Source organism: Serratia sp. CY52157 (assembly GCF_052168495.1).
Taxonomy (GTDB): domain Bacteria; phylum Pseudomonadota; class Gammaproteobacteria; order Enterobacterales; family Enterobacteriaceae; genus Serratia; species Serratia ureilytica.
The window spans coordinates 156,537-181,484 of sequence record NZ_JBJNMO010000002.1; the positions used below are offsets into that span (position 1 = coordinate 156,537).

23 protein-coding genes are annotated in these 24,948 nt (G+C 57.8%); 11 read left to right on the plus strand and 12 right to left on the minus strand.

Annotated features, from left to right (window positions below):
- Positions 1 to 13: 13 nt before the first annotated feature.
- Positions 14 to 934 carry a (2E,6E)-farnesyl diphosphate synthase gene (ispA, locus tag ACJ8IP_RS10480; protein ID WP_033651083.1) on the minus strand — a complete coding sequence of 307 codons (921 nt, stop codon included), beginning with the start codon at positions 932 to 934 and terminating at the stop codon, positions 14 to 16.
- A gap of 5 nt (positions 935 to 939) precedes the next feature.
- Positions 940 to 1,203 carry an exodeoxyribonuclease VII small subunit gene (xseB, locus tag ACJ8IP_RS10485; RefSeq protein ID WP_033642062.1) on the minus strand — a complete coding sequence of 88 codons (264 nt, stop codon included), beginning with the start codon at positions 1,201 to 1,203 and terminating at the stop codon, positions 940 to 942.
- A 160-nt stretch (positions 1,204 to 1,363) separates the two neighbouring features.
- Here xseB and thiI point away from each other — a divergent pair, with 160 nt between their 5' ends.
- Positions 1,364 to 2,812: a tRNA uracil 4-sulfurtransferase ThiI gene (thiI, locus tag ACJ8IP_RS10490; RefSeq protein ID WP_033642063.1), complete on the plus strand. Its 1,449-nt coding sequence runs from the start codon at positions 1,364 to 1,366 to the stop codon at positions 2,810 to 2,812.
- A gap of 66 nt (positions 2,813 to 2,878) precedes the next feature.
- On the opposite strand, the gene yajL is transcribed toward thiI, so the two are convergent.
- Positions 2,879 to 3,469, minus strand: coding sequence for a protein deglycase YajL (yajL, locus tag ACJ8IP_RS10495; protein ID WP_033642064.1), 591 nt, complete (start codon positions 3,467 to 3,469; stop codon positions 2,879 to 2,881).
- Positions 3,432 to 4,343, minus strand: coding sequence for a 2-dehydropantoate 2-reductase (gene panE / locus ACJ8IP_RS10500; protein WP_033642065.1), 912 nt, complete (start codon positions 4,341 to 4,343; stop codon positions 3,432 to 3,434). The genes yajL and panE overlap by 38 nt, the downstream gene beginning before the upstream one ends.
- Positions 4,344 to 4,525: 182 nt before the next feature.
- Between panE and ACJ8IP_RS10505 the strand changes: the two genes are divergently transcribed.
- On the plus strand, positions 4,526 to 5,017 hold the full coding sequence (locus tag ACJ8IP_RS10505; RefSeq protein ID WP_004940373.1) for a YajQ family cyclic di-GMP-binding protein: 492 nt from the start codon (positions 4,526 to 4,528) through the stop codon (positions 5,015 to 5,017).
- Between the two features lie 34 nt (positions 5,018 to 5,051).
- Here ACJ8IP_RS10505 and ACJ8IP_RS10510 read toward each other — a convergent pair whose 3' ends face one another.
- The 8 genes from ACJ8IP_RS10510 to ACJ8IP_RS10545 form a co-directional block, all read right to left on the minus strand.
- The gene (locus tag ACJ8IP_RS10510) at positions 5,052 to 6,416 is read right to left on the minus strand and encodes an MFS transporter (protein WP_033651085.1); all 1,365 of its coding nucleotides are present in this window, start codon (positions 6,414 to 6,416) and stop codon (positions 5,052 to 5,054) included.
- 198 nt (positions 6,417 to 6,614) lie between these two features.
- The gene (gene cyoE, locus ACJ8IP_RS10515; RefSeq protein ID WP_025301761.1) at positions 6,615 to 7,505 is read right to left on the minus strand and encodes a heme o synthase; all 891 of its coding nucleotides are present in this window, start codon (positions 7,503 to 7,505) and stop codon (positions 6,615 to 6,617) included.
- A 17-nt stretch (positions 7,506 to 7,522) separates the two neighbouring features.
- The gene (locus tag ACJ8IP_RS10520; RefSeq protein ID WP_004940369.1) at positions 7,523 to 7,861 is read right to left on the minus strand and encodes a cytochrome o ubiquinol oxidase subunit IV; all 339 of its coding nucleotides are present in this window, start codon (positions 7,859 to 7,861) and stop codon (positions 7,523 to 7,525) included.
- Positions 7,861 to 8,475: a cytochrome o ubiquinol oxidase subunit III gene (locus ACJ8IP_RS10525; protein ID WP_004940367.1), complete on the minus strand. Its 615-nt coding sequence runs from the start codon at positions 8,473 to 8,475 to the stop codon at positions 7,861 to 7,863. Before ACJ8IP_RS10525 ends, ACJ8IP_RS10520 begins: the two co-directional genes overlap by 1 nt.
- Positions 8,465 to 10,456, minus strand: a complete 1,992-nt coding sequence (gene cyoB / locus ACJ8IP_RS10530) for a cytochrome o ubiquinol oxidase subunit I (RefSeq protein ID WP_033642067.1) — start codon at positions 10,454 to 10,456, stop codon at positions 8,465 to 8,467. The genes ACJ8IP_RS10525 and cyoB overlap by 11 nt, the downstream gene beginning before the upstream one ends.
- A 3-nt stretch (positions 10,457 to 10,459) precedes the next feature.
- Positions 10,460 to 11,410, minus strand: coding sequence for a cytochrome o ubiquinol oxidase subunit II (gene cyoA, locus ACJ8IP_RS10535; protein WP_033642069.1), 951 nt, complete (start codon positions 11,408 to 11,410; stop codon positions 10,460 to 10,462).
- Between the two features lie 440 nt (positions 11,411 to 11,850).
- Positions 11,851 to 13,329: a muropeptide MFS transporter AmpG gene (ampG, locus tag ACJ8IP_RS10540; RefSeq protein WP_033642070.1), complete on the minus strand. Its 1,479-nt coding sequence runs from the start codon at positions 13,327 to 13,329 to the stop codon at positions 11,851 to 11,853.
- Between the two features lie 51 nt (positions 13,330 to 13,380).
- The gene (locus ACJ8IP_RS10545) at positions 13,381 to 13,959 is read right to left on the minus strand and encodes a lipoprotein (RefSeq protein WP_033642071.1); all 579 of its coding nucleotides are present in this window, start codon (positions 13,957 to 13,959) and stop codon (positions 13,381 to 13,383) included.
- A gap of 314 nt (positions 13,960 to 14,273) precedes the next feature.
- Here ACJ8IP_RS10545 and bolA point away from each other — a divergent pair, with 314 nt between their 5' ends.
- From bolA to ACJ8IP_RS10590, 9 genes are all read left to right on the plus strand, one after another.
- Entirely contained in the window at positions 14,274 to 14,588 is a 315-nt protein-coding gene (gene bolA / locus ACJ8IP_RS10550; RefSeq protein ID WP_004940361.1) for a transcriptional regulator BolA, read from the plus strand.
- A gap of 367 nt (positions 14,589 to 14,955) precedes the next feature.
- Positions 14,956 to 16,260, plus strand: a complete 1,305-nt coding sequence (tig, locus tag ACJ8IP_RS10555) for a trigger factor (protein ID WP_031300019.1) — start codon at positions 14,956 to 14,958, stop codon at positions 16,258 to 16,260.
- A 438-nt stretch (positions 16,261 to 16,698) separates the two neighbouring features.
- On the plus strand, positions 16,699 to 17,322 hold the full coding sequence (gene clpP / locus ACJ8IP_RS10560) for an ATP-dependent Clp endopeptidase proteolytic subunit ClpP (protein ID WP_016928858.1): 624 nt from the start codon (positions 16,699 to 16,701) through the stop codon (positions 17,320 to 17,322).
- Between the two features lie 143 nt (positions 17,323 to 17,465).
- Positions 17,466 to 18,737 (plus strand): ATP-dependent protease ATP-binding subunit ClpX, encoded by a 1,272-nt coding sequence (gene clpX / locus ACJ8IP_RS10565; protein ID WP_004940354.1) that lies wholly within the window; start codon positions 17,466 to 17,468, stop codon positions 18,735 to 18,737.
- 194 nt (positions 18,738 to 18,931) lie between these two features.
- The gene (lon, locus tag ACJ8IP_RS10570; RefSeq protein WP_019454189.1) at positions 18,932 to 21,286 is read left to right on the plus strand and encodes an endopeptidase La; all 2,355 of its coding nucleotides are present in this window, start codon (positions 18,932 to 18,934) and stop codon (positions 21,284 to 21,286) included.
- A 216-nt stretch (positions 21,287 to 21,502) separates the two neighbouring features.
- On the plus strand, positions 21,503 to 21,775 hold the full coding sequence (gene hupB, locus ACJ8IP_RS10575) for a nucleoid-associated protein HU-beta (RefSeq protein WP_004940351.1): 273 nt from the start codon (positions 21,503 to 21,505) through the stop codon (positions 21,773 to 21,775).
- A gap of 178 nt (positions 21,776 to 21,953) precedes the next feature.
- Entirely contained in the window at positions 21,954 to 23,837 is a 1,884-nt protein-coding gene (ppiD, locus tag ACJ8IP_RS10580; protein WP_033642073.1) for a peptidylprolyl isomerase, read from the plus strand.
- Positions 23,838 to 23,975: 138 nt separating this feature from the next.
- Entirely contained in the window at positions 23,976 to 24,356 is a 381-nt protein-coding gene (locus tag ACJ8IP_RS10585) for a ComEA family DNA-binding protein (RefSeq protein WP_033642074.1), read from the plus strand.
- 154 nt (positions 24,357 to 24,510) lie between these two features.
- Positions 24,511 to 24,912, plus strand: a complete 402-nt coding sequence (locus ACJ8IP_RS10590; RefSeq protein ID WP_033642075.1) for an acyl-CoA thioesterase — start codon at positions 24,511 to 24,513, stop codon at positions 24,910 to 24,912.
- Positions 24,913 to 24,948: the final 36 nt, after the last annotated feature.

Sequence of the window (24,948 nt, forward strand, 5' to 3'; positions counted from 1 at the left end):
TTAACGTCACACGTTAATTGTCGCGTTCAATAATGAAGCTGGCTAACGCTCGCAATGGCGCTGTGTTATAAGATTGCGCTGCCAAAGTGTCTAATGCAGCTAATGCTTCCTGATAGAGATCCCACGCTTTTGCTTTCGCGCTGTCAAGCCCGAGTAACGCCGGGTAGGTACTCTTTCCGTGTTGTTGGTCCGCTCCCTGGCGCTTGCCGATCTTTTCAGTCTCGCCGACAACGTCCAAAATGTCATCCTGCACCTGGAACGCCAGGCCGACCGCAGCGGCGTAACGATCCAACTGCGGCAGCGCCGCTCGTCCTGCTTCGCCGGCGCTCAGCGCGCCCAGACGCACCGCGGCGCGGATCAGCGCACCGGTTTTGTGGCGGTGGATCTGCTCCAGCGCCTGCAGATCGACGCGCTTGCCTTCGGCCTCCAGATCCAGCGATTGGCCGCCGCACATGCCAGCGACGCCGCTGGCCGCCGCCAGTTCGGAGACCATCGCCAGCCGATCGCGCAGCGCCACGTCGGGCATTTCGGCATCGGCCAGGATCGAAAACGCCAGCGTTTGCAGCGCATCGCCGGCCAGGATCGCGTTGGCTTCGCCGAATTTAATGTGGCAGGTCGGCTGGCCGCGGCGCAGATCGTCATCGTCCATCGCCGGCAGATCGTCGTGGATCAGCGAGTAGGCGTGAATGCATTCCACCGCCGCCGCCGGCGCGTCCAGGTTGGTCAGCGATACGCCGAACATCTGGCCGGTGGTATACACCAGGAACGGGCGCAGGCGCTTGCCGCCCAGTAAGGCGCCATGACGCATCGCCGCCACCATGTTGCCGTCGTTGAACGGCAGCGGGGCGATGAAATCCAGCAGCGCGCGATCGGCGCGCCGGCGGAAAATCTGCAGTTGATCGGCAAAAGCGGCCGATGGGACGATCTCAGACATGTCGGTTACTCGGTATCCGGTGTGAAAGGCGCCAACGCCGCGTCGTCGGCGCTGTCGTTAAGGAGGATCTGCACACGCTGTTCCGCCTGTTGCAGTTTCTGCTGGCCTTGACGCGCCAGCTGCACGCCGCGTTCGAATTCGTTCAGCGCGTCTTCCAGCGGCAGTTCGCCCGACTCCAGACGCGTCACGATGCTTTCCAGCTCGCCGAGGGCGCTTTCAAAGCTGGCTGTTTGCTCTGTACTGGCTGATTGTGCTGGTTTTTTCGGCATAATTTTCTTTTTACGTCATCATGTGAACCGTGGCGCCAGAGCCTATCCTAGCGGATCTTGATTAGCAAATCATGGCGCTCATGTGTGGTTTTGTGCGCAGAGCACGGCGATATGGTGATATACTCCGCGCCGTAATTCTTATCTGACAACAAAGACCGCCATGAAGTTTATCATTAAATTGTTCCCGGAAATCACCATCAAGAGCCAATCTGTGCGCTTGCGCTTTATCAAGATTCTCTCGACCAATATTCGCAACGTCCTGAAGCAGTATGATGAAACGCTGGCGGTCGTCCGTCACTGGGATCATATCGAAGTTCGCGCCAAAGATGAAAACCAGCGGCCGGTCATCGCCGACGCGCTGACGCGGATCCCCGGCATCCACCATATTCTGGAAGTGGAAGATCGCGCTTATACCGATATCCACCACATCTTCGAGCAGACGCTGGAAGCCTACCGCGCCCAGCTGGAAGGCAAAACCTTCTGCGTGCGCGTCAAGCGCCGCGGCAAACAGGCGTTCAACTCGCAGGACGTGGAGCGCTACGTCGGCGGCGGTCTGAACCAGCATATCGACAGCGCGCGCGTTAACCTGACCCGCCCGCAGGTCACGGTAAACCTTGAGATCGAAGACGACAAGCTGATGCTGGTTAAACGCCGCCTCGAAGGCATCGGTGGTTACCCGGTCGGCACTCAGGAAGATGTGATGTCGCTGATTTCCGGCGGTTTCGACTCGGGCGTGTCCAGCTATATGCTGATGCGTCGCGGCTGCCGCGTGCACTTCTGCTTCTTTAACCTGGGCGGCGCCGCGCATGAGATTGGCGTGAAGCAGGTGGCGCACTATCTGTGGAACCGTTTCGCCAGTTCGCACAAGGTGCGCTTCGTCGCCATCGACTTCGAGCCGGTGGTGGGCGAGATCCTGGAGAAAGTCGACGACGGCCAGATGGGCGTGGTGCTCAAGCGCATGATGGTGCGCGCCGCTTCGCAAGTGGCCGAACGCTACGGCGTGCAGGCGCTGGTAACCGGTGAAGCGCTGGGGCAGGTGTCCAGCCAGACGCTGACCAACCTGCGCTTGATCGACAATGCGTCCGATACGCTGATCCTGCGTCCGCTGATCTCGCACGATAAAGAGCACATCATCAAACTGGCGCGTGAAATCGGCACCGAAGACTTCGCCAAAACCATGCCGGAATACTGCGGCGTGATTTCGAAGAGCCCGACGGTAAAAGCCGTCAAGGCCAAGATTGAAGAGGAAGAAAGCCACTTCGATTTCAGCATTCTCGATCGGGTGGTGAGCGAGGCGAAGAACGTCGATATTCGCTCCATCGCCGAGCAGGCGCAGGAGCAGGTGACCGAAGTGGAAACCGTCGCGGCCTTCGGCGCCGACGAGGTGATCCTGGATATCCGTTCCAACGACGAGCAGGAAGAGAAGCCGTTGCAGCTGGAACAGGTTGAAGTGAAAGCGCTGCCGTTCTATAAGCTGAGCACCCAGTTCGGCGATCTGGATCAGAGCAAAACCTATCTGCTGTACTGCGAGCGCGGCGTAATGAGCCGCCTGCAGGCGCTGTACCTGCTGGAGCAGGGCTTCAGCAACGTGAAGGTTTATCGCCCGTAACGCGGGCAGCGGCGTAAATGAGAGGGGCTGAACCGGTGTTCAGCCCTTTTTTTATCGGCAAACCGCTCAGTCGCGGAAATCGTACATCCCAGGGATCAGCACCAGCTGCGCGGCGATCTCCGCCGCTTTGGCCTTGCCGAGCAGCAGGTCTATCAGCTTCAGTGCAAACTCCATCGCGGTGCCCGGCCCCTGGCTGGTGAGCAGGTTGACGCGCGCGTCGTACACCACGCGGCGCTCCATCCATTTATCCGCCGGTATCCGATCTTTCAAACCCGGGAAACCGGTCATGTTGCCGATCGGGAACAGATCGTGGTGCTGCAACACCAGCGCCGGGGCCGCGCAGATGGCGGCGACGATGTGGCCCTGCAGATGCATCTGCCGCACTTTTTCCACCAGCAGCGGACTGTCGCGGAAGCATTCTGCCCCCTGCAGGCCGCCGGGCAGCACGATGGCGTCGAAAGGCTCATCGACGATCGCCACCAGCGGCGCGTCGGCCAGCAGCTTGACGCCGCGTGAACAAACGATAGTCAGCTCGCCGTCGCCGGCGACGCTGGCGGTAGTGACTTTAACGCCCGCCCGCACCAGCAGATCGATGGTGGTGACGGCTTCGGTTTCTTCGCTACCAGGTGCCAGGCAGACCAGCGCCGATACGCTCATATTCATTTTCCTTTCGTTTAATCAATTCAAACAGCCGCGCATTCTCCGGCAGCGTGAGGCCGTGGCTGCGCGCGCGGCGCAGCAGGTAGCCGGTGATGTAGTCGATCTCGGTATGCCGCTGGCTGCGGATATCCTGCAGCATCGACGAAACGTTGTCGGCGGTGCTGTGGATCACGTCCATCACGTATTGCATCAGGCCTTCGCAGGAGGTGTGGTAACCCTCCATGGCCATCACGCTGGCGACTTCACGACACAGCGCTTCGATCTGCTCCGGGTAGCGCTGCAGATCGCCGTTGCGGCAGCCGTACAGCGCCGTCAGCGGGTTGATCACGCAGTTGACCGCCAGCTTGCGCCAGTTGGCCGAGGCGATGTTGTTGTGCCAGGCGACGTCGGGCAGCGCCTGATGCAGCACTTCCGCCAGGTGGCTGAGGTGCTGGGCGGCCGGTGAGGTGGGGCCGATGTGGGTGATGCCGGTGGCGACGTGGATAATGGTGCTGCCTTCGTGGCGCGCGGCGTGGGTGGTGGTGCCCTGCAGGATGGGCTGGCCATTCGGCGGCAGCTCCTCCTGAGTGCCCATGCCGTTGTGCAGCAGCAAGATGGCGCAGCGGGGGCTCAGCTTCGGCAACAGCGCGCTGACCGCGCTGGACACCTGCCAGGCTTTCAGCGTCACCAGCAGCAGCTCGCTTTGCGCGAGGTGCTCCGGATCGTTGGTGGGCAAATTGCGATTAAACGAGACGCCTTCCGGCTCTATCACGTTAACGGCGCAAAAAGGCTGCGGCACTCTTAGCCATCCCTGTACATCGTGGCCCTGCTGATACAGCCGGGAGAGCCACAGTTGTCCGAGCGCGCCGCAACCAAGAATGGTTATTTTCATTCAGTCTCCTTGGAAACACGGGAATACCGCTCAATTACCGTGATCTAACTATAGGCTTTATGGCAGCCTGAAGCGCTATCCCTGCGTGCGTTCAGCAGATTTTGTCTGAGGCGGCAAAGCGGTTATCATGCTCGGCATCAAAATCGCCTAAGCTATTAGGCACTCATTCAGGAGGAAGAAGTATGCCATCTTTCGACATCGTTTCCGAAATTGATATGCAGGAAGTGCGTAACGCCGTTGAGAACGCCACCCGCGATCTCGGCACCCGCTGGGATTTTCGCAACGTGCCGGCCAGCTTTGAGCTAAACGAGAAGAATCAAAGCATCAAGGTTGCCACCGAGTCTGATTTCCAGGTGCAGCAGCTGCTCGACATTCTGCGCGAAAAGCTGAGCAAGCGCAGCATCGACGGCGCCGCGCTGGAGATCCCGGAAGAGTTTACCCACAGCGGTAAAACCTACAGCGTGGAAGCCAAGCTGAAGCAGGGGATTGAAACCAGCGTGGCGAAGAAAATCGTCAAGCTGATCAAAGACAGCAAGCTGAAGGTGCAGGCGCAGATCCAGGGCGAAGAAGTGCGGGTGACCGGCAAGTCACGCGACGACTTGCAGAGCGTGATGGCGCTGGTGCGCGGCGGCGATCTGGGCCAGCCGTTCCAGTTCAAGAACTTCCGCGATTAATCTCGACGGGGCCGGCATTGCCGGCCCTGATTTTTTACAGCGAATTGACCAGCGCTTCCAACTGACCGCGATTGGTCTGCTTGGTATCCACCTTGACGTAGGCGCTGCGCTCTTCCGGCACGACGATCGCCTCGGCCACGCCGGGCTGCGCCTTCAGGCGGCTTTCCAGCGCTGAATCCTTCACCGCCAGTTCCGACAGCGTAATGCGCAGGCTGCTGACATACGGCGGTTCTTTCATGGTGCTGCTGACCAGGAACCAGACGGCGGCCAATACTGCGCCGGCGATAAACACCAAGCCTGCCCCCTGCAAACCGTACAGCCAGCCGCCGAGGCTGCCGCCGATCGCCACGCCGATAAACTGGCTGGTGGAGTACACCCCCATCGCGGTGCCCTTGTAGCCGGCCGGCGATTCTTTGCTGATCAGCGAAGGCAGGATGGCTTCCATCACGTTGAAGGCCATAAAGAACAGCTGCACGCCGGCGATGATGCCCCATAGATGAGAGCCGGAGAGCCACAGCAGCACTTCGGCGCAGAACAGCACCGCCACGCAGCCCATAAACACCTGCTTCATGCGGCGATATTTCTCGGCATAGATAATGAACGGCACCACGGCGGCGAACGACACCAGCATGGTCACCAGGTAGACGATCCAGTGTTCGCTGGCCGCCAGCCCGGCTTTTTCCATCGCCAGCGGCAGCGCCACGAAGCTCGACATCAGCAGAATGTGCAGACACATGATGCCGAAGTTGAGTTTCAACAGGCGCGAGTTGCTCAGCACTTTGCGGAAGCTGCCGCGCACGATGCTGGACTCGCGGTTCAGCAGATGGGTGTCGGCGGAAGGCACCACCGCCAGGGTGATGACGATGCCGGCCAGCGCCAGCACGGCGATCATCCAGAACAGCGCGTGCAAGCCCAAGGCGTGAGTGATGATAGGGCCCAGAACCATGGCGATGGCGAAGGTGATGCCGAAACTGACGCCGATAAACGCCATCGCTTTGGTGCGGTTCTGCTCGCGGGTCAGATCGGAGAGCAGCGCCATTACCGCGGCGGCGATGGCGCCGGAGCCTTGCAACGCGCGGCCGAGGATCACGCCCCAGATAGAGTCAGTGACGGCGGCGATCACGCTGCCGAGGGCAAAGATCAGCAGGCCGCCGACGATCAGCGGCTTGCGGCCGATGCGATCGGACACCAGGCCGAACGGGATCTGAAACACCGCCTGCGCCAGGCCGTAAATGCCGATGGCGATGCCGATCAGCGCTTCGCTGGCGCCGTTGAGCGCCATGCCGTAGGTGGTCAACACAGGCAATACCATAAACATGCCGAGCATGCGCAGGGAGAATACGGTGCCTAATCCCCAGGTGGCGCGGCGCTCCTGCGGGGTCATTGAATTATCGTTCACATCAAACCTCGGTAAAAACCATGCCATCAGACGTTGAGACAGCGCCTGATGGCATGATTTCTGTAAAGCTGCGTCATTTTAGTGTGCAGGGCAGGGGGGGTAAATCGAATGTTGTTTAACAGATATTACAGTTTGGCCGCTTTTCGGCGTGACAAATAAAATGGGCCGCATACGCGGCCCATTGACAGATGATTTGGCTTACCAAACGTAGGTCACCAGCGCTTCAGGCGCCGCCGTGGCGCTGAAGTCGATCGACATCATCACGCTCAGCGAGGTGATGGCGACGATGGAGAACACGAACAGTTTACGCGCCCAGACGCTGTCGTTTTCGGTTTTGTAACCGCGCAGCGCCATGCCCAGCCACCATACGCTCACCGCCGCAGCGACGATCAGGTATTTGTAGCCGGCGTAGCCCACCAGGGTCAGCATCAGCGTGGCGATCATAAACGCCAGGATGTAGACAGTGATGTGGTTCTTGGCGACGGAAATGCCTTTCACCACCGGCAGCACCGGAATGTTGGCCGCCTGGTAATCTTTAAAGCGGAAGATAGCGATCGCATAAGAATGCGGCATCTGCCACAGGCTAAAGATAGCCAGCAGGATCAACGCGCCGGCGTCGAACTCGTTGGTGACCGCGCAGTAACCGATAACCGGCGGCGCGGCGCCCGACAAGCTGCCGATCAGCGTGCCGTAGACCGAGTGGCGCTTCATGTACAGGCTATAAACGCCGACATAAACCACGAAGCCCATCACCGCCAGCCACATGGCCAGCGGGTTGGCCGCGATATACAGCAACGCGAAGCCCACAATACCCAACGCGGTCGCATAAACCAGGGTGACACTCGGCGCGATCAGGCCTTTTACCAGCACCCGATTCTTCGTTCTCTCCATCTTCTTGTCGATGTCGCGGTCGATGTAGTTGTTAAACACACAGCCCGACGCGACCACCAACGAGACACCCACCAGGGTGGCGAGAAACAGGGGATAGTCGATGCTCCCTTTGGAAGCGAGCAGGAATCCCCCAACGACAGAAATTAAATTGCCGAAAATAATTCCTGGTTTAGTGACTTGCAGGTATTGCTTAATCATCACGTGCAGCTCAGCTCTTAATCGACCATCATATTGATGTTGAGGTTGTACATAATCCAGAGTGAACCTACAACAACGATACCGATGATCATAGCGGTGAACAGCAATGCCACCAGGTTCCAGCGCTCTTCCGATGAGGTGTTCATGTGCAGGAAGTAAACCAGGTGAACAATCACCTGGATAACCGCCATACCGACAACAACCGCCAGGATGGTGGAATGAGAGGCAGTGCCGTTCATTACCATCGCAAATGGAATTACCGTCAGGATGATCGACAGGATAAAGCCGATCAGGTATGACTTCACGCTGCCGTGGCTTGCGCCGCCGTGAGAGGTTTCATGGGATGAATGGCTCATTACATAACCCCCAGCAGGTAGACAACGGTAAATACGCAGATCCAGACCACGTCCAGGAAGTGCCAGAACAGGCTCAGGCACATCAGGCGGGTTTTGTTGGTCGCGGTCAGGCCGAACTTGCTCACCTGAATCATCAGCACGATGATCCAAATCAGGCCAGAAGTCACGTGCAGACCGTGGGTGCCGACCAGCGCGAAGAAGCTGGACAGGAACGCGCTGCGATCCGGACCGAAGCCTTCGGCGATCAGGTGATGGAATTCATAGATTTCCATCGCCACGAAGCCCAGACCGAACAGGAAGGTCAGGAACAGCCAGGTGTTTACACCGCCAACTTTACCCTTGTTCATGGCGATCATCGCCATGCCGTAGGTGATGGAGCTGAATAACAGCAGGAAAGTTTCGACCAAGACAAACTTCAGGTCGAAGATGTCTTTGCCAGAGGGACCGCCGGCGGTCCCGTTCACCAGGACTGCATAAGTCGCGAACAAGCTCGCAAACAAAATACAGTCGCTCATCAGGTAGATCCAGAATCCGAAGACCTTGGTCTCACCCGCATCGTGGTGCCCATGCTCTGCATGGGCTGCGTTATGATTGGTCAGAGTTTCAGTTGACATGGTTCACGCCTGCTTTACGGATTTGTTCGTAGTGTTGGTTCTCAATGCGCTCGATTTCATCAACCTGCACATAGTAGTCAACATCGTGATCGAAGCTCTTGCCGATCCAGACGACGATCATACCGATGAAACCGGCCAGAGCCATCCACCAGATTTCCCAAATCATTGCGAAACCGAATACCAGGCTGAAGAAGGCGATGATAACGCCGGCGCCGGTGTTCTTAGGCATATGAATCGGTTCGTATTTAGCCGGTTTCTTATAAGCTTCGCCTTTTTCTTTCATGTCCCAGAACTCGTCACGGTCATGAATCTGCGGCACTACGGCAAAGTTATAGAACGGCGGTGGAGAAGACGTTGACCACTCCAGAGTACGAGCGCCCCATGGGTCACCGGTCAGATCGCGGTTCTGTTCGCGGTCACGGATACTGACGAAGATCTGGGTCAGCTGGCACAGGATGCCGCAGGCGATCAGCGCCGCACCGCCGGCTGCAACCAGCAGCAGAGGGTGGAACTCAGGGTTGATGTTCTGGCTGATACGACGGGTCATGCCCATAAAGCCCAATGCGTACAGCGGCATGAAGGCGGTGAAGAAGCCGATGATCCAGAACCAGAACGCGCGGATGCCCCATTTTTCGTTCAGCGTGAAGCCGAAGGATTTCGGGAACCAGTAGGTCAGGCCCGCGAAGCAACCGAACACCACGCCGCCGATGATGACGTTGTGGAAGTGCGCGATCAGGAACAGGCTGTTGTGCAGCACGAAGTTCGCGCCCGGCACCGCCAGCAGAACGCCGGTCATACCACCCACGGAGAAGGTGATGATGAAGCCAACGGTCCACAGCATTGCGGAGTTGAGCTTGATGCGGCCCTGATACATGGTGAACAGCCAGTTGAAGATTTTCACCCCGGTCGGGATGGAAATGATCATGGTGGCGATACCGAAGAAGGCGTTAACGTTCGCGCCGGACCCCATGGTGAAGAAGTGGTGCAGCCAGACGATGAACGACAGAACGGTGATCGCGATGGTTGCCCATACCAGTGAGGTATAGCCGAACAGGCGTTTTCTGGAGAAGGTCGCGGTGACTTCGGAGAACACGCCGAACACCGGCAGAACCAGAATGTACACCTCTGGGTGACCCCAGGCCCAAATCAGGTTGATGTACATCATCATGTTGCCGCCCATATCATTGGTGAAGAAATGGGTGCCCAGATAGCGATCCAGGGTCAGCAGCGCGATGGTGACGGTCAGAATTGGGAAAGAAACGATGATCAGGACGTTGGTACACAGCGCCGCCCAGGTGAACACCGGCATCTTCATCATAGGCATGCCAGGGGCACGCATCTTCAGAATGGTGGCGAAGAAGTTCACGCCGGTCAGCAGGGTTCCCAGACCGGAAATCTGCAGACTCCAGATCCAGTAATCGACCCCGACGCCAGGACTGTACTCTTTACCCGACAGAGGCGGATACGCCAGCCAACCGGTCTGAGCGAATTCACCGACCCCCAGGGAGATGTTGATCAGCACAACGCCCACCACGAAGAACCAGAAGCTCAGGGAGTTCAGGAACGGGAAGGCGACGTCGCGCGCGCCGATTTGCAGCGGCACCACGACGTTCATCAGGCCAACCACGAAAGGCATCGCCATGAAGAAGATCATGATGACGCCGTGCGCGGTGAAGATCTGGTCGTAGTGGTGCGGCGGCAGGAATCCGGCTTCGCCGGCGGACGCCAACGCCTGCTGGCTACGCATCATGATGGCGTCGGCGAAGCCGCGCAGCAGCATGACCATCGCCACGACGATATACATGATACCAATTTTTTTATGGTCGACCGAAGTCAGCCATTCGCTCCACAGCCACTTCCATTTGCCGAAATAGGTCAGCAGCGCCAGCACTGCCAGGCCCCCGACGATAATTGCGGCTACGGTGACCATGATGATCGGTTCGTGGTACGGAACCGCATCAAGTGTTAATTTTCCCAACATCAGTTATTCCTCGGCTCCGGCGTGAGCAGCATGTTCACCCATGTCCATACCTTGGCTCATGTCCATGCCTTCGTGCGCGCCAGCGCCCTTGTGCATATCCATGTCGCCCATGAATTTGGCAATTGTTTCTTTGAACAAATTCGGTTTGACAGCGGCAAAGTACTCGACCGGGTTGTTTTCACTCGGCTCTGCCAGTTTGTTAAAGTCGTCGGTGGTGTTCAGGTTTTTAGGCGATGCCTTCACCTTGGCCACCCACTGATCGAAGTCGCCTTCGGTCGGGGTAACGATCGCGGTGAATTTCATACCGGAGAAGCCTGCGCCGCTGTAGCTGCTGGAGATGCCCTTGTAGGCACCGGCTTCGTTGCCGATCAGGTGCAGTTTGGTCTGCATGCCGGCCATCGCATAAATCTGTCCACCCAACTGCGGGATAAAGAACGAGTTCATTACCGAGTTAGAGGTGATCTTGAATTCGACTGGAACATCTTTCGGGAAAGCCAGCTCATTAACGGTCGCAATGCCTTGTTCCGGATAGATGAACAGCCATTTCCAGTCGAGCGACACCACTTCGATCGTCATCGGCTTCTTGTCGGTGACAATCGGCTTGAACGGGTCGAGTTCGTGGGTAGTCTTCCAGGTAATGGTGCCAAGGATGGCGATGATAATGATAGGAATGGTCCAGACGACCGCTTCGATCTTGTTGGAGTGGGCCCAGTTCGGACTGTACTTGGCGTCTTTGTTGGAAGCGCGATACTTCCAGGCAAAGGCGAACGCCATGAAGATAACTGGCACCACCACGATCAACATCAACGCGATTGCAGTGATAATCAGTGTCCGTTGCTCAACACCAATTGCTCCTTTGGGATTCATCAAAACCATATCGCAGCCACTGAGCAATACAGTGCCTGCAATTAATGACAGCATCCCAATACTTTTATTGTATTTCTTAAGTCTCATCTAACGACCTCAATAACAAAGGCTCAATTGTCGTTTCATGTGTGCGGGCATTTTACGGGAAGGTTGCAGTACTGTAAACATGCTTAAGGGAGTGTCAGCGGCTTGTTGACACTTTCTGTTAAGGGGGTCACAGATGTAACCCTGCGTGACAATTTACCAATGACAACAACGCGTTGGCACGCTGAATCGTGACGAGCAGTCCGTATGTTAAGGAAAACTAAAGGTATGATGAATCTGGCGAAGAAATGCGCGGCGGGGAAATACGCAGAAAAGGTTTATTTAATGTAAAATAATTGTGTCTTAAAGGTGAATTTAATTTTATTTCCGAGCGCCGCAGTCGGATAAAAAAATAATTTTCTCGCTGATTATCTTTTTTTAACGAAATAAATACACCCCCGGATCGCTTTTTTTTCGGCCGGCAAAATCGCCGGCCGGTCGGGTTACGCCAAACGAGCGCGGCGCAGCGCCAGATAATCCAGCATGCTGCCCATCGCGACGCCGAGCAGGCTCAATGCGGCGCCGATCTGCAGCAACCGGTCGGCCAACAGCGGCGCCTGCGTCCAGTCGAGCGCATTGGCGATCAGCAGCAGCAACCACAGCCCCAGCAGCGAGCAGCCCAGCGTCAGCAGGCGCAGCGCCCAGCGGTAAGCCTGGGTAAACGCGGTGCGCGGCATAAAGTCGCCATGCTGCTGGGTGTGTTCCAGCGTCTGGCGGCAGACGCCGAGCAACAGCAAGCCCGGCAGCGCGGCGGCGATCGAAAACAGATAGAACAGCGGCCAGCCATGGGCTTCGACGAACCAGCCGGCGATCGGGCCGACATAAACGCGGCCCACGGCGGACAGCGCCGACAGCAGCGCGAACTGGGTGGCGGAGAACGAACGGTTGCACAGCGTCATCAGCAGGGCGACGAAGGCCGCGGTGCCCATGCCGCCGCACAGGTTTTCAAGGAAGATGGCGCTGCCCATGGTGAGCAGGTTCTTGTCGGTCACGGCCAGAATCCAATAGCCGAGATTGGAGACCGCCTGCAGGACGCCGAACAGCATCAGGGCGCGGAACAGGGTGAGACGCTGCATCAGCACGCCGCCGAACAGAGCGCCGACGATGGTGGCGAACAGCCCGAGGGTTTTGTTCACCAGCCCCACTTCGCCGGCGTCGAATCCCACGCCGCGGATCAGGAAGGTGGTGCTCAGGCTGCCGGCGAAGGCGTCGCCCATTTTGTACATCACGATCAGCAGCAGGATCAGCCAGGCGTTGTTGCGGCCGAAGAAATCGCGCAGCGGCGCGACGACCGCCTGTTCCATGGTGCGCGGCGCCGGGATGCTTTCATCCGGCTCCGGCGCCATCAGCGTGGCAGCCACGCCGATCAGCATCAATCCGGCCATCAGCCAGTAGGTGGCTTGCCAGCCGAAATAGCGATCCGCCAGCCACAGCGCCAGGCCGCCGGAAACCAGCATCGCCAGCCGATAACCCAGCACCGATATCGCCGCGCCCGCGCCGCGTTCTTCGGCTTTCAGCAGGTCGGTTTTATAGGCGTCGAACACGATATCTTGCGAGGCGGAGCAGAACGCCACCAGCACCGCCAACGCCGCCAGCCACCACAGGTGCTGCGCGGGTTGCATAAAGCCCATCGCCACGATCGCCGCCACCAGCAGCAGTTGGCTGATCAGCAGCCAACCGCGCCGCCGCCCGAGGAACGGCGGGGTATAGCGATCCATGAAGGGCGACCAGAGGAATTTGAAGACGTAGGCCTGGCCCACCAGCGAGAAGATGCCGATGGTTTTCAGATCGATGTTTTCGACGGTCATCCAGGCTTGCAGCGTGCCGGAGGTCAGTGCCAGCGGCAGACCCGACGCGAAGCCCAGCAGCAGCAGAATGGCGGAGTTACGCTGGGTGAAGATGTTAAGATAGTGTTTCGACATGAGTTCCCTGTCTGCGCCGCCCGATCCGCCGGGCGGCGCCAGGCGCGCCGATTAGCGCGCGTTTTGCTTGATAAAGTCGTTGACGCTGGTGTCCTGCGCCATGTCGGCGATCACGTCGCCCAGCACGGAGTTGACGGCGTCGGTGATCTTGTCGTTGGTCGCCGTGAAGGCGCCCTGCACGTTATAGGTCGAGCGGTAGTTTTTCACCTGCTTGTTGCCGTTCTTCGCCTGGGCGATGATCGAGATGTCGGCTTTGGTGGTGATGTTGTAGCGCAGGTTGCCTTCGGATACGTCCGCGTACAGATTATTGACGACCACCTGCAGCGCGACCGGGCCGTCGGCGCCAATCATGTAACCGCGGGCGCCCATTTGTTTCTCCAGCACTTCCTGCAGCAGGAAACGCAGATCGCGCGACGGCGTCAGCGTGACCAGTTGGCCGTCGCGGTTCACCTTGGCCAGCGCCTGATCGGTGCGCTGATCCGCGCCGTTGATGCTGATGGTGATGCCCTGCAGGGTCGGATCCTGCTGCGGCAGAACGATTTTCGGCGTGACGTTCAGGGTGTTGCTGCTGGTCGCGCAGCCGGCCAGCAGCAGGGCGGTCAGCAAAGGAAGACAAAGTTTCTTTAACATGTTTTCTGTCTCATTCTCGATGGATTTAGCAATAATCAGAGCGGGATAGCCGACAACGAATTGCCGACATCATAGCATCGCCGCCGTGCGGTGGAAGCGCGGAAGGCGCCTGAGTGACAAATTTTTACCTGCCGTTGATAAAAACACGCTTTTTTGGCCCGCTCAATCGGATAATCCCCCAAGCGGCGGGGATGACGCTCATCCTCTGACCGCAGAAAAGAGAAATTTGTCCAGGCGATGGTCTAAACGGGGGAAAACCGGCTAATATTGAACTAGATGGGCACGGTCCTCTGCCGGTGTTGTAAGGAGATCCTATGATTCGCGAGCAAATAGAAGCAAAGTTAAGGGCGGCGTTTGAGCCCGCGTATCTGGAAGTCGTTGATGAAAGCTATCGTCATAACGTTCCGGCGGGTTCAGAAAGTCATTTCAAAGTGGTATTGGTCAGCGATCGCTTCGTCGGCGAACGGTTTTTGACGCGTCACCGCTCCATCTACGGGGTATTGTCGGAAGAGTTGGCCGATGGCGTACACGCGCTGGCGCTGCACACCTATACGCTCAAAGAGTGGGAAGGGTTGCAGGATACCGTGCCGGCCTCGCCGCCGTGCCGCGGCGCCGGGACGCTGGCCTGAGGGGGAAATTTTCAGGTATCAGTGGAACTTTGCCCTCGAATTAGGGTATTACTACTGACGAATTTTGAAACGGCCTGCGGGCCGTTTCTGTTTTTGACGACGACACGGCCGATGCGCAATATGGCCAACGTTCGGTCTGTTTTGGCGGCCTTTTGGCGATCGAATCGACAAAAGTGTGATTTTTAGCGCGCCTGCGCCGCCTAGCTTTCCTCGACTCGCCATGCATGCGCCGCTATAATGTCGCGTCTTATTTTTCCGGAATGGTTTCGGGACGCTTCTGTCATCAGGGAACTCGGTTCTTATTTGTAGCCGTCCTGGTTCTTGGAACGGAGTTGACCGAGCACTGTGATTTTTTTGAGGTAACAAGATGCAAGTTTCAGTAGAAACCACTCAAGGCCTTGGGCGCCGTCTCTCTATTACTGTACCGGCTGATACTATCAAGCAGGCGGTGAAGAAAGAGCTGATCAACGCAGCGAAAAGCGTGCGTATCGACGGCTTCCGCAAAGGCAAAGTGCCGATGAACATCGTGGAACAGCGTTACGGCGCCTCTGTTCGTCAGGACGTGCTGGGCGAAGCGATGCAGCGCAGCTTCGTTGACGCGATCATCAAAGAAAAGATTAATCCGGCCGGCGCACCAAACTACGTGCCGGGCGAGTACAAAGAAGGCGAAGACTTCACTTTCGCCGTTGAATTCGAAGTGTATCCAGAAGTTGAGCTGAAAGGCCTGGAAAACATCGAAGTTGAAAAACCAGTAGTGGAAGTGAACGACGAAGACGTCGACGCGATGCTGGACACTCTGCGCAAGCAGCAGGCGACCTGGAAAGAAACCGATCGCGCGGCGGAAGCTGAAGATCGCGTGACCGTTGACTTCACCGGTTCTATTGACGGTGAAGAGTTCGAAGGCGGCAAAGCGTCCGACTTCGTGCTGGCAATGGGCCAGGGCCGCATGATCCCAGGCTTCGAAGAAGGTCTGGTCGGTCACAAAGCGGGCGAAGAGTTCTCCATCGACGTGAACTTCCCGGAAGACTACCACGCGGAAAACCTGAAGGGCAAAGCGGCCAAATTCGCTATCGTGTTGAAGAAAGTTGAAGAGCGCGAGCTGCCTGAACTGACCGAAGAGTTCATCAAGCGTTTCGGCGTGGCGGACGGTTCCGTTGCCGGTCTGCGCACCGAAGTTCGCAAGAACATGGAGCGCGAGCTGAAAGGCGCCGTGCGTAACCGCATCAAGTCTCAGGCGATCGAAGGCCTGGTGAGCGCGAACGAAATCGACGTGCCTGCTGCGCTGATCGACGGCGAAATCGACGTGCTGCGTCGTCAGGCTGCACAGCGTTTCGGCGGCAACGAGAAGCAAGCGCTGGAACTGCCACGCGAGCTGTTCGAAGAGCAAGCCAAACGCCGCGTAGTGGTTGGCCTGCTGCTGGGCGAAGTGATCAGCACCAACGATCTGAAAGCTGACGAAGACCGCGTGAAGACGCTGATCGAAGAAATGGCCTCCGCCTACGAAGATCCGAGCGAAGTCATTGAGTTCTACAGCAAAAACAAAGAGCTGATGAACAACATGCGCAACGTGGCTCTGGAAGAGCAAGCGGTTGAAGCCCTGCTGGCAAAAGCGAAAGTGACTGAAAAAGCCACTACCTTCAGCGAGCTGATGAACCAAACTCAACAGGCGTAATGCCTGCGTGCCGGGCGCGATGAACGGCGTCCCCGGTTTCGCCTGGCGAACCGGCGCACGATGAAAAAGCCCGCAACCTCAGGTTGCGGGCTTTTCTTTTTGCCACGTTGCTGATTAATCTCAGGTTAAGCGGGGCAATATGCACTATATTTACCCTGTTGCCTGGGGAACTGGCTGGCATGATAACGGTCAGAATAACGGCATCGTTTCCGGCGCGCGGAGAAAATCGGCCTCTGGGCTTGAAATCGCGCCGGGCTCCCCCAATCTGTAAAGAATAATTCTGGGGCTGTTTGCCAAAGTGCGCGGGATGAAATAACCGTCGGGTACGTGTGGCGCGGGTCGAATGCTTGAGCATAGTCATCATGGCCGTTCTCAAGTAGAATCGGCGTATTAGGGTGACACCCTGGCCGCCAAGGCAATTTCTATTAGGAGACGGTAATGTCATACAGTGGCGAACGAGATCAATTTGCACCGAACATGGCGCTGGTGCCGATGGTGGTAGAGCAGACTTCACGCGGGGAGCGTTCTTACGACATCTATTCCCGCCTGCTGAAAGAGCGCATCATTTTCCTGACCGGCCAGGTGGAAGATCACATGGCCAACCTGATCGTGGCGCAAATGCTGTTCCTCGAAGCGGAAAGCCCGGAAAAAGACATTTTCCTCTACATCAACTCGCCGGGCGGGGTGATCACCGCGGGCATGTCGATTTACGACACCATGAAGTTCATCAAGCCGGACGTCAGCACCATCTGTATGGGGCAGGCGTGCTCGATGGGCTCCTTCCTGCTGACCGCGGGCGCCAAAGGCAAACGTTTCTGCCTGCCGAACTCGCGCGTGATGATTCACCAGCCGCTGGGCGGCTACCAGGGCCAGGCGACGGACATCGAAATCCACGCGCGTGAAATCCTCAAGGTGAAAGCGCGCATGAATGAACTGATGGCCGAGCATACCGGCCAGCCGCTGGAGCAGATCGAGCGCGATACCGAGCGCGATCGCTTTATGACCGCGGAAGAAGCCGTGGAATACGGCCTGGTTGACGGCATTCTGACACACCGCAGCTAGAACCACGCGGCGCCGATGGACTATAGTAATCAGAGTGGGCAGGGGCTCGCTCTGTTGTAGCCTCCCGGCGTTCCCGATATGAGTTTGGGCGCACTGCCGCCGTGATTTTCCTGCGGGACAAGACTAAAGAAGAGGTTTGACTGATGACAGATAAGCGCAAAGACGGTTCAGGAAAGCTGCTGTACTGCTCTTTTTGCGGCAAAAGCCAGCATGAAGTGCGTAAGCTGATTGCCGGGCCGTCAGTGTATATCTGCGATGAATGTGTCGATCTGTGTAACGACATTATTCGCGAAGAGATTAAAGAAGTTGCCCCGCATCGTGAGCGCAGTGCGCTGCCGACGCCGCACGAAATCCGCCACCACCTGGATGACTACGTCATCGGTCAGGAGCAGGCGAAGAAAGTGCTGGCGGTTGCGGTGTACAACCACTACAAACGCCTGCGCAACGGCGATACCAGCAACGGTATCGAGTTGGGCAAGAGCAACATCTTGCTGATTGGCCCAACCGGCAGCGGCAAGACTCTGCTGGCGGAAACGCTGGCGCGCTTCCTGGACGTGCCGTTCACCATGGCCGACGCCACCACGCTGACCGAAGCCGGTTACGTGGGCGAGGACGTGGAAAATATTATCCAGAAGCTGTTGCAAAAATGTGACTATGACGTGCAGAAAGCGCAGCGCGGCATCGTTTATATCGATGAAATCGATAAGATTTCCCGCAAGTCCGACAACCCGTCTATCACGCGTGACGTTTCGGGTGAAGGCGTGCAGCAGGCGCTGCTGAAGCTGATTGAAGGCACCATCGCCGCGGTTCCGCCGCAGGGCGGGCGCAAGCATCCGCAGCAGGAGTTCCTGCAGGTCGATACCTCCAAGATCCTGTTTATCTGCGGCGGCGCATTTGCTGGCCTGGATAAGGTGATCGGTCAGCGCGTCAACACCGGCTCCGGCATCGGCTTCGGCGCGACCGTCAAGGGCGAGTCCGAGAAGGCCACCGAAGGCGAACTGTTGCTGCAGGCCGAACCGGAAGACCTGATCAAGTTCGGTCTGATCCCTGAGTTCATCGGCCGTCTGCCGGTGGTGGCGACCCTGAGCGAGCTGAGCGAAGACGCGCTGATTCAGATCCTGAAAGAGCCGAAGAACGCTCTGACCAAGCAGTATCAGGCGCTGTTCAACCTGGAAGGCGTGGAGCTGGAGTTCCGTGACGAAGCGCTGAACGCCATCGCCAAGAAAGCCATGGCGCGCAAAACCGGCGCCCGCGGCCTGCGTTCCATCGTGGAAGGCGCGCTTCTCGATACCATGTACGATCTGCCGTCGATGGACAGCGTGGACAAAGTGGTGATCGACGAGTCGGTGATCGCCGGTCAATCCAAACCGCTGCTGATTTACGGCAAGCCGGAAGCCCAGGCGTCTGGCGAATAATTAGCCAGTTAAACCAGCGCGTTATCAGCAAAATGGGGGATTTCATCCCCCATTTCTTTTTCCTGCATTCTTGCCGTTGAATGTAAGAGATTCATCCCCATATACTCATTAACCAGATTTTATGAAACGTTAGATGCTTGCGTCTCATGAGATTCCCCCTCAACCTGGCGGAAATTAAACTAAGAGAGAGCTCTATGAACCCTGAGCGTTCCGAACGCATTGAAATCCCCGTTTTGCCATTGCGCGACGTGGTGGTTTATCCGCACATGGTGATCCCGTTATTTGTTGGCCGGGAAAAATCGATTCGGTGCCTCGAAGCCGCAATGGATCACGATAAGAAGATCATGCTGGTGGCACAGAAAGAGGCCTCAACGGATGAACCTGGCATTAACGACTTGTTCTCGGTTGGCACCGTAGCGTCGATCCTGCAGATGCTGAAGCTGCCGGACGGCACGGTAAAAGTGCTGGTCGAGGGGCTGCAGCGCGCACGCATCACTACGCTGTCCGACAGCGGTGAGCATTTTGCCGCGCAGGCGGAATACCTTGAATCGCCGGCTATCGACGAGCGCGAGCAAGAAGTGCTGGTGCGCACCGCGATCAATCAGTTTGAAGGCTATATCAAACTGAACAAAAAAATCCCGCCGGAGGTGCTGACGTCACTGAACAGCATCGACGACGCCGCGCGCCTGGCGGACACCATCGCCGCCCACATGCCGCTGAAACTCAGCGACAAACAGTCGGTGCTCGAGATGTCCGACATCACCGAGCGTCTGGAATACCTGATGGCGATGATGGAGTCGGAGATCGACCTGCTGCAGGTTGAGAAACGCATCCGCAACCGCGTCAAGAAGCAGATGGAGAAGAGCCAGCGCGAGTACTATCTGAATGAGCAGATGAAGGCGATTCAGAAAGAACTGGGCGAGATGGACGACGCGCCGGACGAGCACGAAGCGCTGAAGCGCAAGATCGATGCGGCGAAAATGCCGAAAGAGGCGCGCGAGAAAACCGAAGCGGAACTGCAAAAGCTGAAGATGATGTCGCCGATGTCGGCGGAAGCGACCGTGGTACGCGGCTACATCGACTGGATGCTTCAGGTGCCGTGGAACGCGCGCAGCAAGGTGAAAAAAGACCTGGTCAAGGCGCAGGAAGTGCTCGATACCGATCACTACGGCCTGGAGCGCGTCAAGGATCGCATCCTCGAGTACCTCGCGGTGCAGAGCCGCGTCAGCAAAATCAAAGGGCCTATCCTGTGTCTGGTTGGGCCGCCGGGCGTGGGTAAAACCTCGCTGGGGCAGTCGATCGCCAAAGCGACCGGGCGCCAGTACGTGCGCATGGCGTTGGGCGGCGTGCGTGACGAAGCGGAAATCCGCGGTCACCGCCGTACCTACATCGGATCGATGCCGGGCAAACTGATCCAGAAAATGGCCAAGGTTGGGGTGAAGAACCCGCTGTTCCTGCTGGATGAGATCGACAAGATGTCTTCCGACATGCGCGGCGATCCGGCTTCCGCTCTGCTGGAGGTGCTGGATCCGGAACAGAATGTGGCGTTCAACGACCACTACCTGGAAGTGGATTACGATCTGTCCGACGTGATGTTCGTCGCCACCTCCAACTCGATGAACATCCCTGCGCCGCTGCTGGACCGTATGGAAGTGATCCGTCTGTCGGGTTATACCGAGGACGAAAAGCTCAACATCGCCAAACAGCACCTGCTGCCGAAGCAGCTTGAGCGCAACGCGCTGAAAAAAGGCGAGCTGACGGTCGACGACAGCGCCATCATTGGCATCATTCGCTTCTACACCCGCGAAGCCGGGGTGCGCAGCCTGGAGCGTGAAATCTCCAAACTGTGCCGTAAAGCGGTGAAAACGCTGCTGATGGACAAGAAGCGCAAGCACATCGAGATCAACGGCGACAACCTGAAGGACTACCTGGGCGTACAGCGCGTCGATTACGGCCGTGCGGATACCGAAAACCGCGTGGGCGAAGTCACCGGGCTGGCGTGGACGGAAGTGGGCGGCGATCTGCTGACCATCGAAACCGCCTGCGTGCCGGGCAAAGGCAAGCTGACTTACACCGGCTCTCTGGGTGAAGTGATGCAGGAATCGATTCAGGCGGCGCTGACCGTGGTGCGCGCGCGCGCGGAGAAATTGGGCATCAACGCCGATTTCTACGAGAAGCGCGACATCCACGTGCACGTGCCGGAAGGGGCGACGCCGAAAGACGGCCCAAGCGCCGGTATCGCGATGTGCACCGCGCTGGTCTCCTGCCTGACCGGCAACCCGGTACGCGCCGATGTGGCGATGACCGGCGAGATCACGCTGCGCGGCCAGGTGTTGCCGATCGGCGGCCTGAAAGAGAAACTGTTGGCGGCGCATCGCGGCGGCATCAAAACCGTGCTGATCCCTTACGAGAACAAGCGCGATCTGGAAGAGATCCCGGACAATGTCATCGCCGATCTGGAGATTCATCCGGTGCAGCGAATCGATGAAGTTTTGAACATTGCGTTGCAAAACCCGGCCTTCGGCGCACTGCCGGTAGCGGCAAAATAGTGACGAATCGCAAAAACCATTGATAAAACTTATACTGGCAAGCCATTTCGGACTTGCCAGTATTTTTTTGTACCGCTAAGTTAGATCTCTGTCGGCCCACGTTTTGCCACGCAGTCGGTGGCTTGCCAAGGTTCGATGGGATTGATATAACAGCTGCGCTGTCGCAACCGTAGGGATTTTTCGGTGCGACGATAGAATTCTAGAGGGGATGATAGAGTGAATAAGTCACAACTGATCGACAAGATTGCCGCAGGTGCTGATATTTCCAAAGCGGCAGCTGGACGTGCTTTAGACGCAGTAATCGCTTCCGTTACCGACTCTCTGAAAGCTGGGGATGACGTGGCTCTGGTTGGTTTCGGTTCCTTCACCGTGCGTGAACGTTCGGCTCGTACCGGCCGTAACCCGCAAACCGGTAAAGAAATCAAGATCGCGGCAGCCAAAGTGCCGGCCTTCCGTGCAGGGAAAGCGCTGAAAGACGCTGTAAACTGATTTGGCGTCTAACCGTTTAGCGTAACAGGGTTTTGTAATAAACAATCACCTGACGCAGCGGTGCTGGTAAGGTAAGATACAAGGCGCATCGGACTGATGCGCTTTTTTTATTTTTGTCGCAGGGAACGCGCCTGCACAAGGGTTGTTAATCCACATCACAGCGGAGTGTTGTCACACTATGATGGACAATTTACGCGCGGCTGCCAATCACGTCGTGCTCAAAATCATCCTGGCCCTGATCATCCTGTCATTCGTCCTGACCGGGGTGGGTAACTACCTGATCGGCGGCTCCGGCGATTATGCTGCGAAAGTAAATGGTCAGACGATCGAACGCGCTCAGCTGGAACAGGCTTTCCAAAGCGAGCGTAGCCGCATGCAGCAGCAGCTGGGTGACCAGTTCTCTGCGCTGGCCGGCAACGAAGGCTACATGCAGCAGATGCGCCGTCAGGTGTTGTCCCAGTTGATCGACAACATGCTGCTCGACCAATACGCCAAGAAGCTGGGCCTGGCGGTCAGCGACGATCAGATCAAGGACGCCATCCGCAAGGCGCCTTATTTCCAAACCAACGGCCAGTTCGATAACGCCAAGTACCTCGACCTGATCGGCCGTATGGGCTACACCGCCGACAACTTCGCGCAGTCGATGCGTCAGCAGCTGGTCAATCAGCAGTTGATTCAGGCCTTCGGCGAATCCGGCTTCGTGCTGCCGTCCGAATCGCAAGCCATGGCGGCGTTGGTGCTGCAGGAGCGCGACGTGCGTCTGGCGACTATCGATCTGAAGGCGCTGCAGGCGAAACAGAGCGCCGGCGACGACGAACTGAAGGCGTATTACGATCAGAACAAGAACAGCTTCATCGCCCCGGAGCAGGTGAAGGTGAGCTATATCCCGCTGGACGCCGCGTCCATGCAGGACAAGGTGAAAGTGAGCGAAGAGGACATCAGCGCTTACTACGACCAGCACAAGAGCAGCTACGGCCAGCCGGAGCGTAAAAACTACAGCGTGATCCAGCTGAAAACCGAGGCGGAAGCCAATGCGGCGCTGGACGAGCTGAAGAAGGGCGCCGATTTTGCCACGCTGGCGAAAGAAAAATCCACCGACATCATCTCACGCCGTACCGGCGGTGAACTGGGTTGGCTGGAGCCGGAAACTACCGCCGACGAGCTGAAGCAGGCTAACCTGACTGAAAAAGGGCAGCTGTCCGGCGTGGTGAAATCTTCCGTCGGCTACCTGATCGTGCGTTTGAACGACATCGAACCAGAGAAACTGAAGCCGCTGAGCGAAGTGCATGACGCTATCGCCAAGCAGGTGAAGCAGGAGAAAGCGGTAGATGCGTATTACGCGCTGCAGCAGAAGGTGAGCGAAGCGGCGACCAGCGACAACGAATCCCTGGCCTCGGCTGAAGAAGCGGCGGGCGTGAAAGCGGCGCAAACCGACTGGTTCACCCGCGACAATATCCCTGCGGCGCTGAACTTCAAGCCGGTGGTGCAGGCGATCTTCGACGGTTCGCTGATCGGCGAGAACGGCGCGCCGGGCAGTAACTCCGACGTGATCACCGTAGACGGCGACCGCGCCTTCGTGGTGCGCGTGAGCGGTCACAAGCCGGAAGGCATCGAGCCGTTCGACCAGGTAAAAGACCGCGTGGCGGATCTGGTGAAGCGCAACAAGGCGGTGCAGGAAGCGAAACTGCAGGGCGAGAAGCTGCTGGTTGAGCTGAAGCAGGGCAAGGGCGACGAGGCGATGAAAGCCGCCGGCCTGAGCTTTGGCGCCGTGCAGAAGATGGCGCGCGCGCCGGAAGACAGCCAGCTGGTGGAGAGCGTGTTCGCGCTGCCGCACCCGCAGGACGGCAAACCGGTGTACGGCATGTCGCAGGATCGCCAGGACAACGTGGTGCTGATCGCACTCGATGCGGTGAAGCCAGGCACGCTGCCGGAAGACGAAATGAAAACCTTCGTCGGCAAGATGGAAGAGGGCGCGACCGGCGTTTCCTTCGATTCGCTGCTGGCGAGCCTGCGTAAAGAAGCCAAAATTAAAATGGGCGCCGCTGAGCAACAGCCGCAGTAATCGCCGCATTTTTCTGCAACGCAGTGCAACAAACAAAGGCCGCTTTCGCGGCCTTTTCCACATCTGATATCCGCCGATTGCTGAATATCCGCCGCCGCGGCAAGGTAGCCGTGCTGTCACACACAAGGAGGATACAGCATGCAACATACAGAGAAAAAAACGTTATCAGGTTACCGTCATCACGTTAAAGCCGCGCTGGCCGCGCTGTTGTTATGCCTGGCGGTGCCGGCCGCCGCGGCGGATAAAGCCGATGCGCCGGCGCCGATGCTCTCAACCCCGACGAGCAATGGCGGGCAACAGGCGATGACCAAGGCGGCCGAAGAGACGGCGGTCAGCATCAATCAGGCCACCGCCGAACAGCTCGCAGCGGCTTTGAGCGGTGTCGGTCTGAAGAAGGCGGAAGGCATTGTGCGCTATCGCGAACAGAACGGGCCATTCACCCAGGTTGAGCAACTGCAGGAGGTGCCGGGCATCGGACCGGCGCTGTTCGAGAAGAACCGCACTCGGCTGAAAATGTGATCCCGGTCGCGGCTGCGCGGCAAAATGCCGCTGAGGCAATGGCGACTCTGCTACATTTTACAGGTCTTACCAGTTTGGCGCGTTGACCAAACGGGCGAGGGAGCCCACGCGGCTCCCTCTTTCTGTAATCACCAGGCAGGAGCGATCGTTCCCTATGCAAACCTTTATCAAAGTTCGCGGTTATCACCTTGATGTCTACCAGCACGTTAACAATGCCCGCTATCTGGAGTTTCTGGAGGAGGCGCGCTGGGAGTGGCTGGAAAACGAGGCAGGGTTCCGCTGGATGACGGAAAACAACATCGCTTTCATCGTGGTGAACATCAATATCAATTACCGCAGCCCGGCGGTATTGGGGGATAAACTGCGCATCGACAGCCAGATGGTGCAGCTCAACGGCAAAAGCGGGGTACTGAGCCAGAAGGTGACGCAGGATCCGGCGGGGACGCCGGTGGCCGACGCGCTGCTGACTTTCGTGTGCGTCGATCTGAAAACGCAGCGGGCGCTGCCGATTGAAGGGGAATTGCGCGAGCACCTGGAAGCGCTCACGCCCAAATAACATTCGCAGTCAGCTCACCGGCGGCGGAGGCTGCCG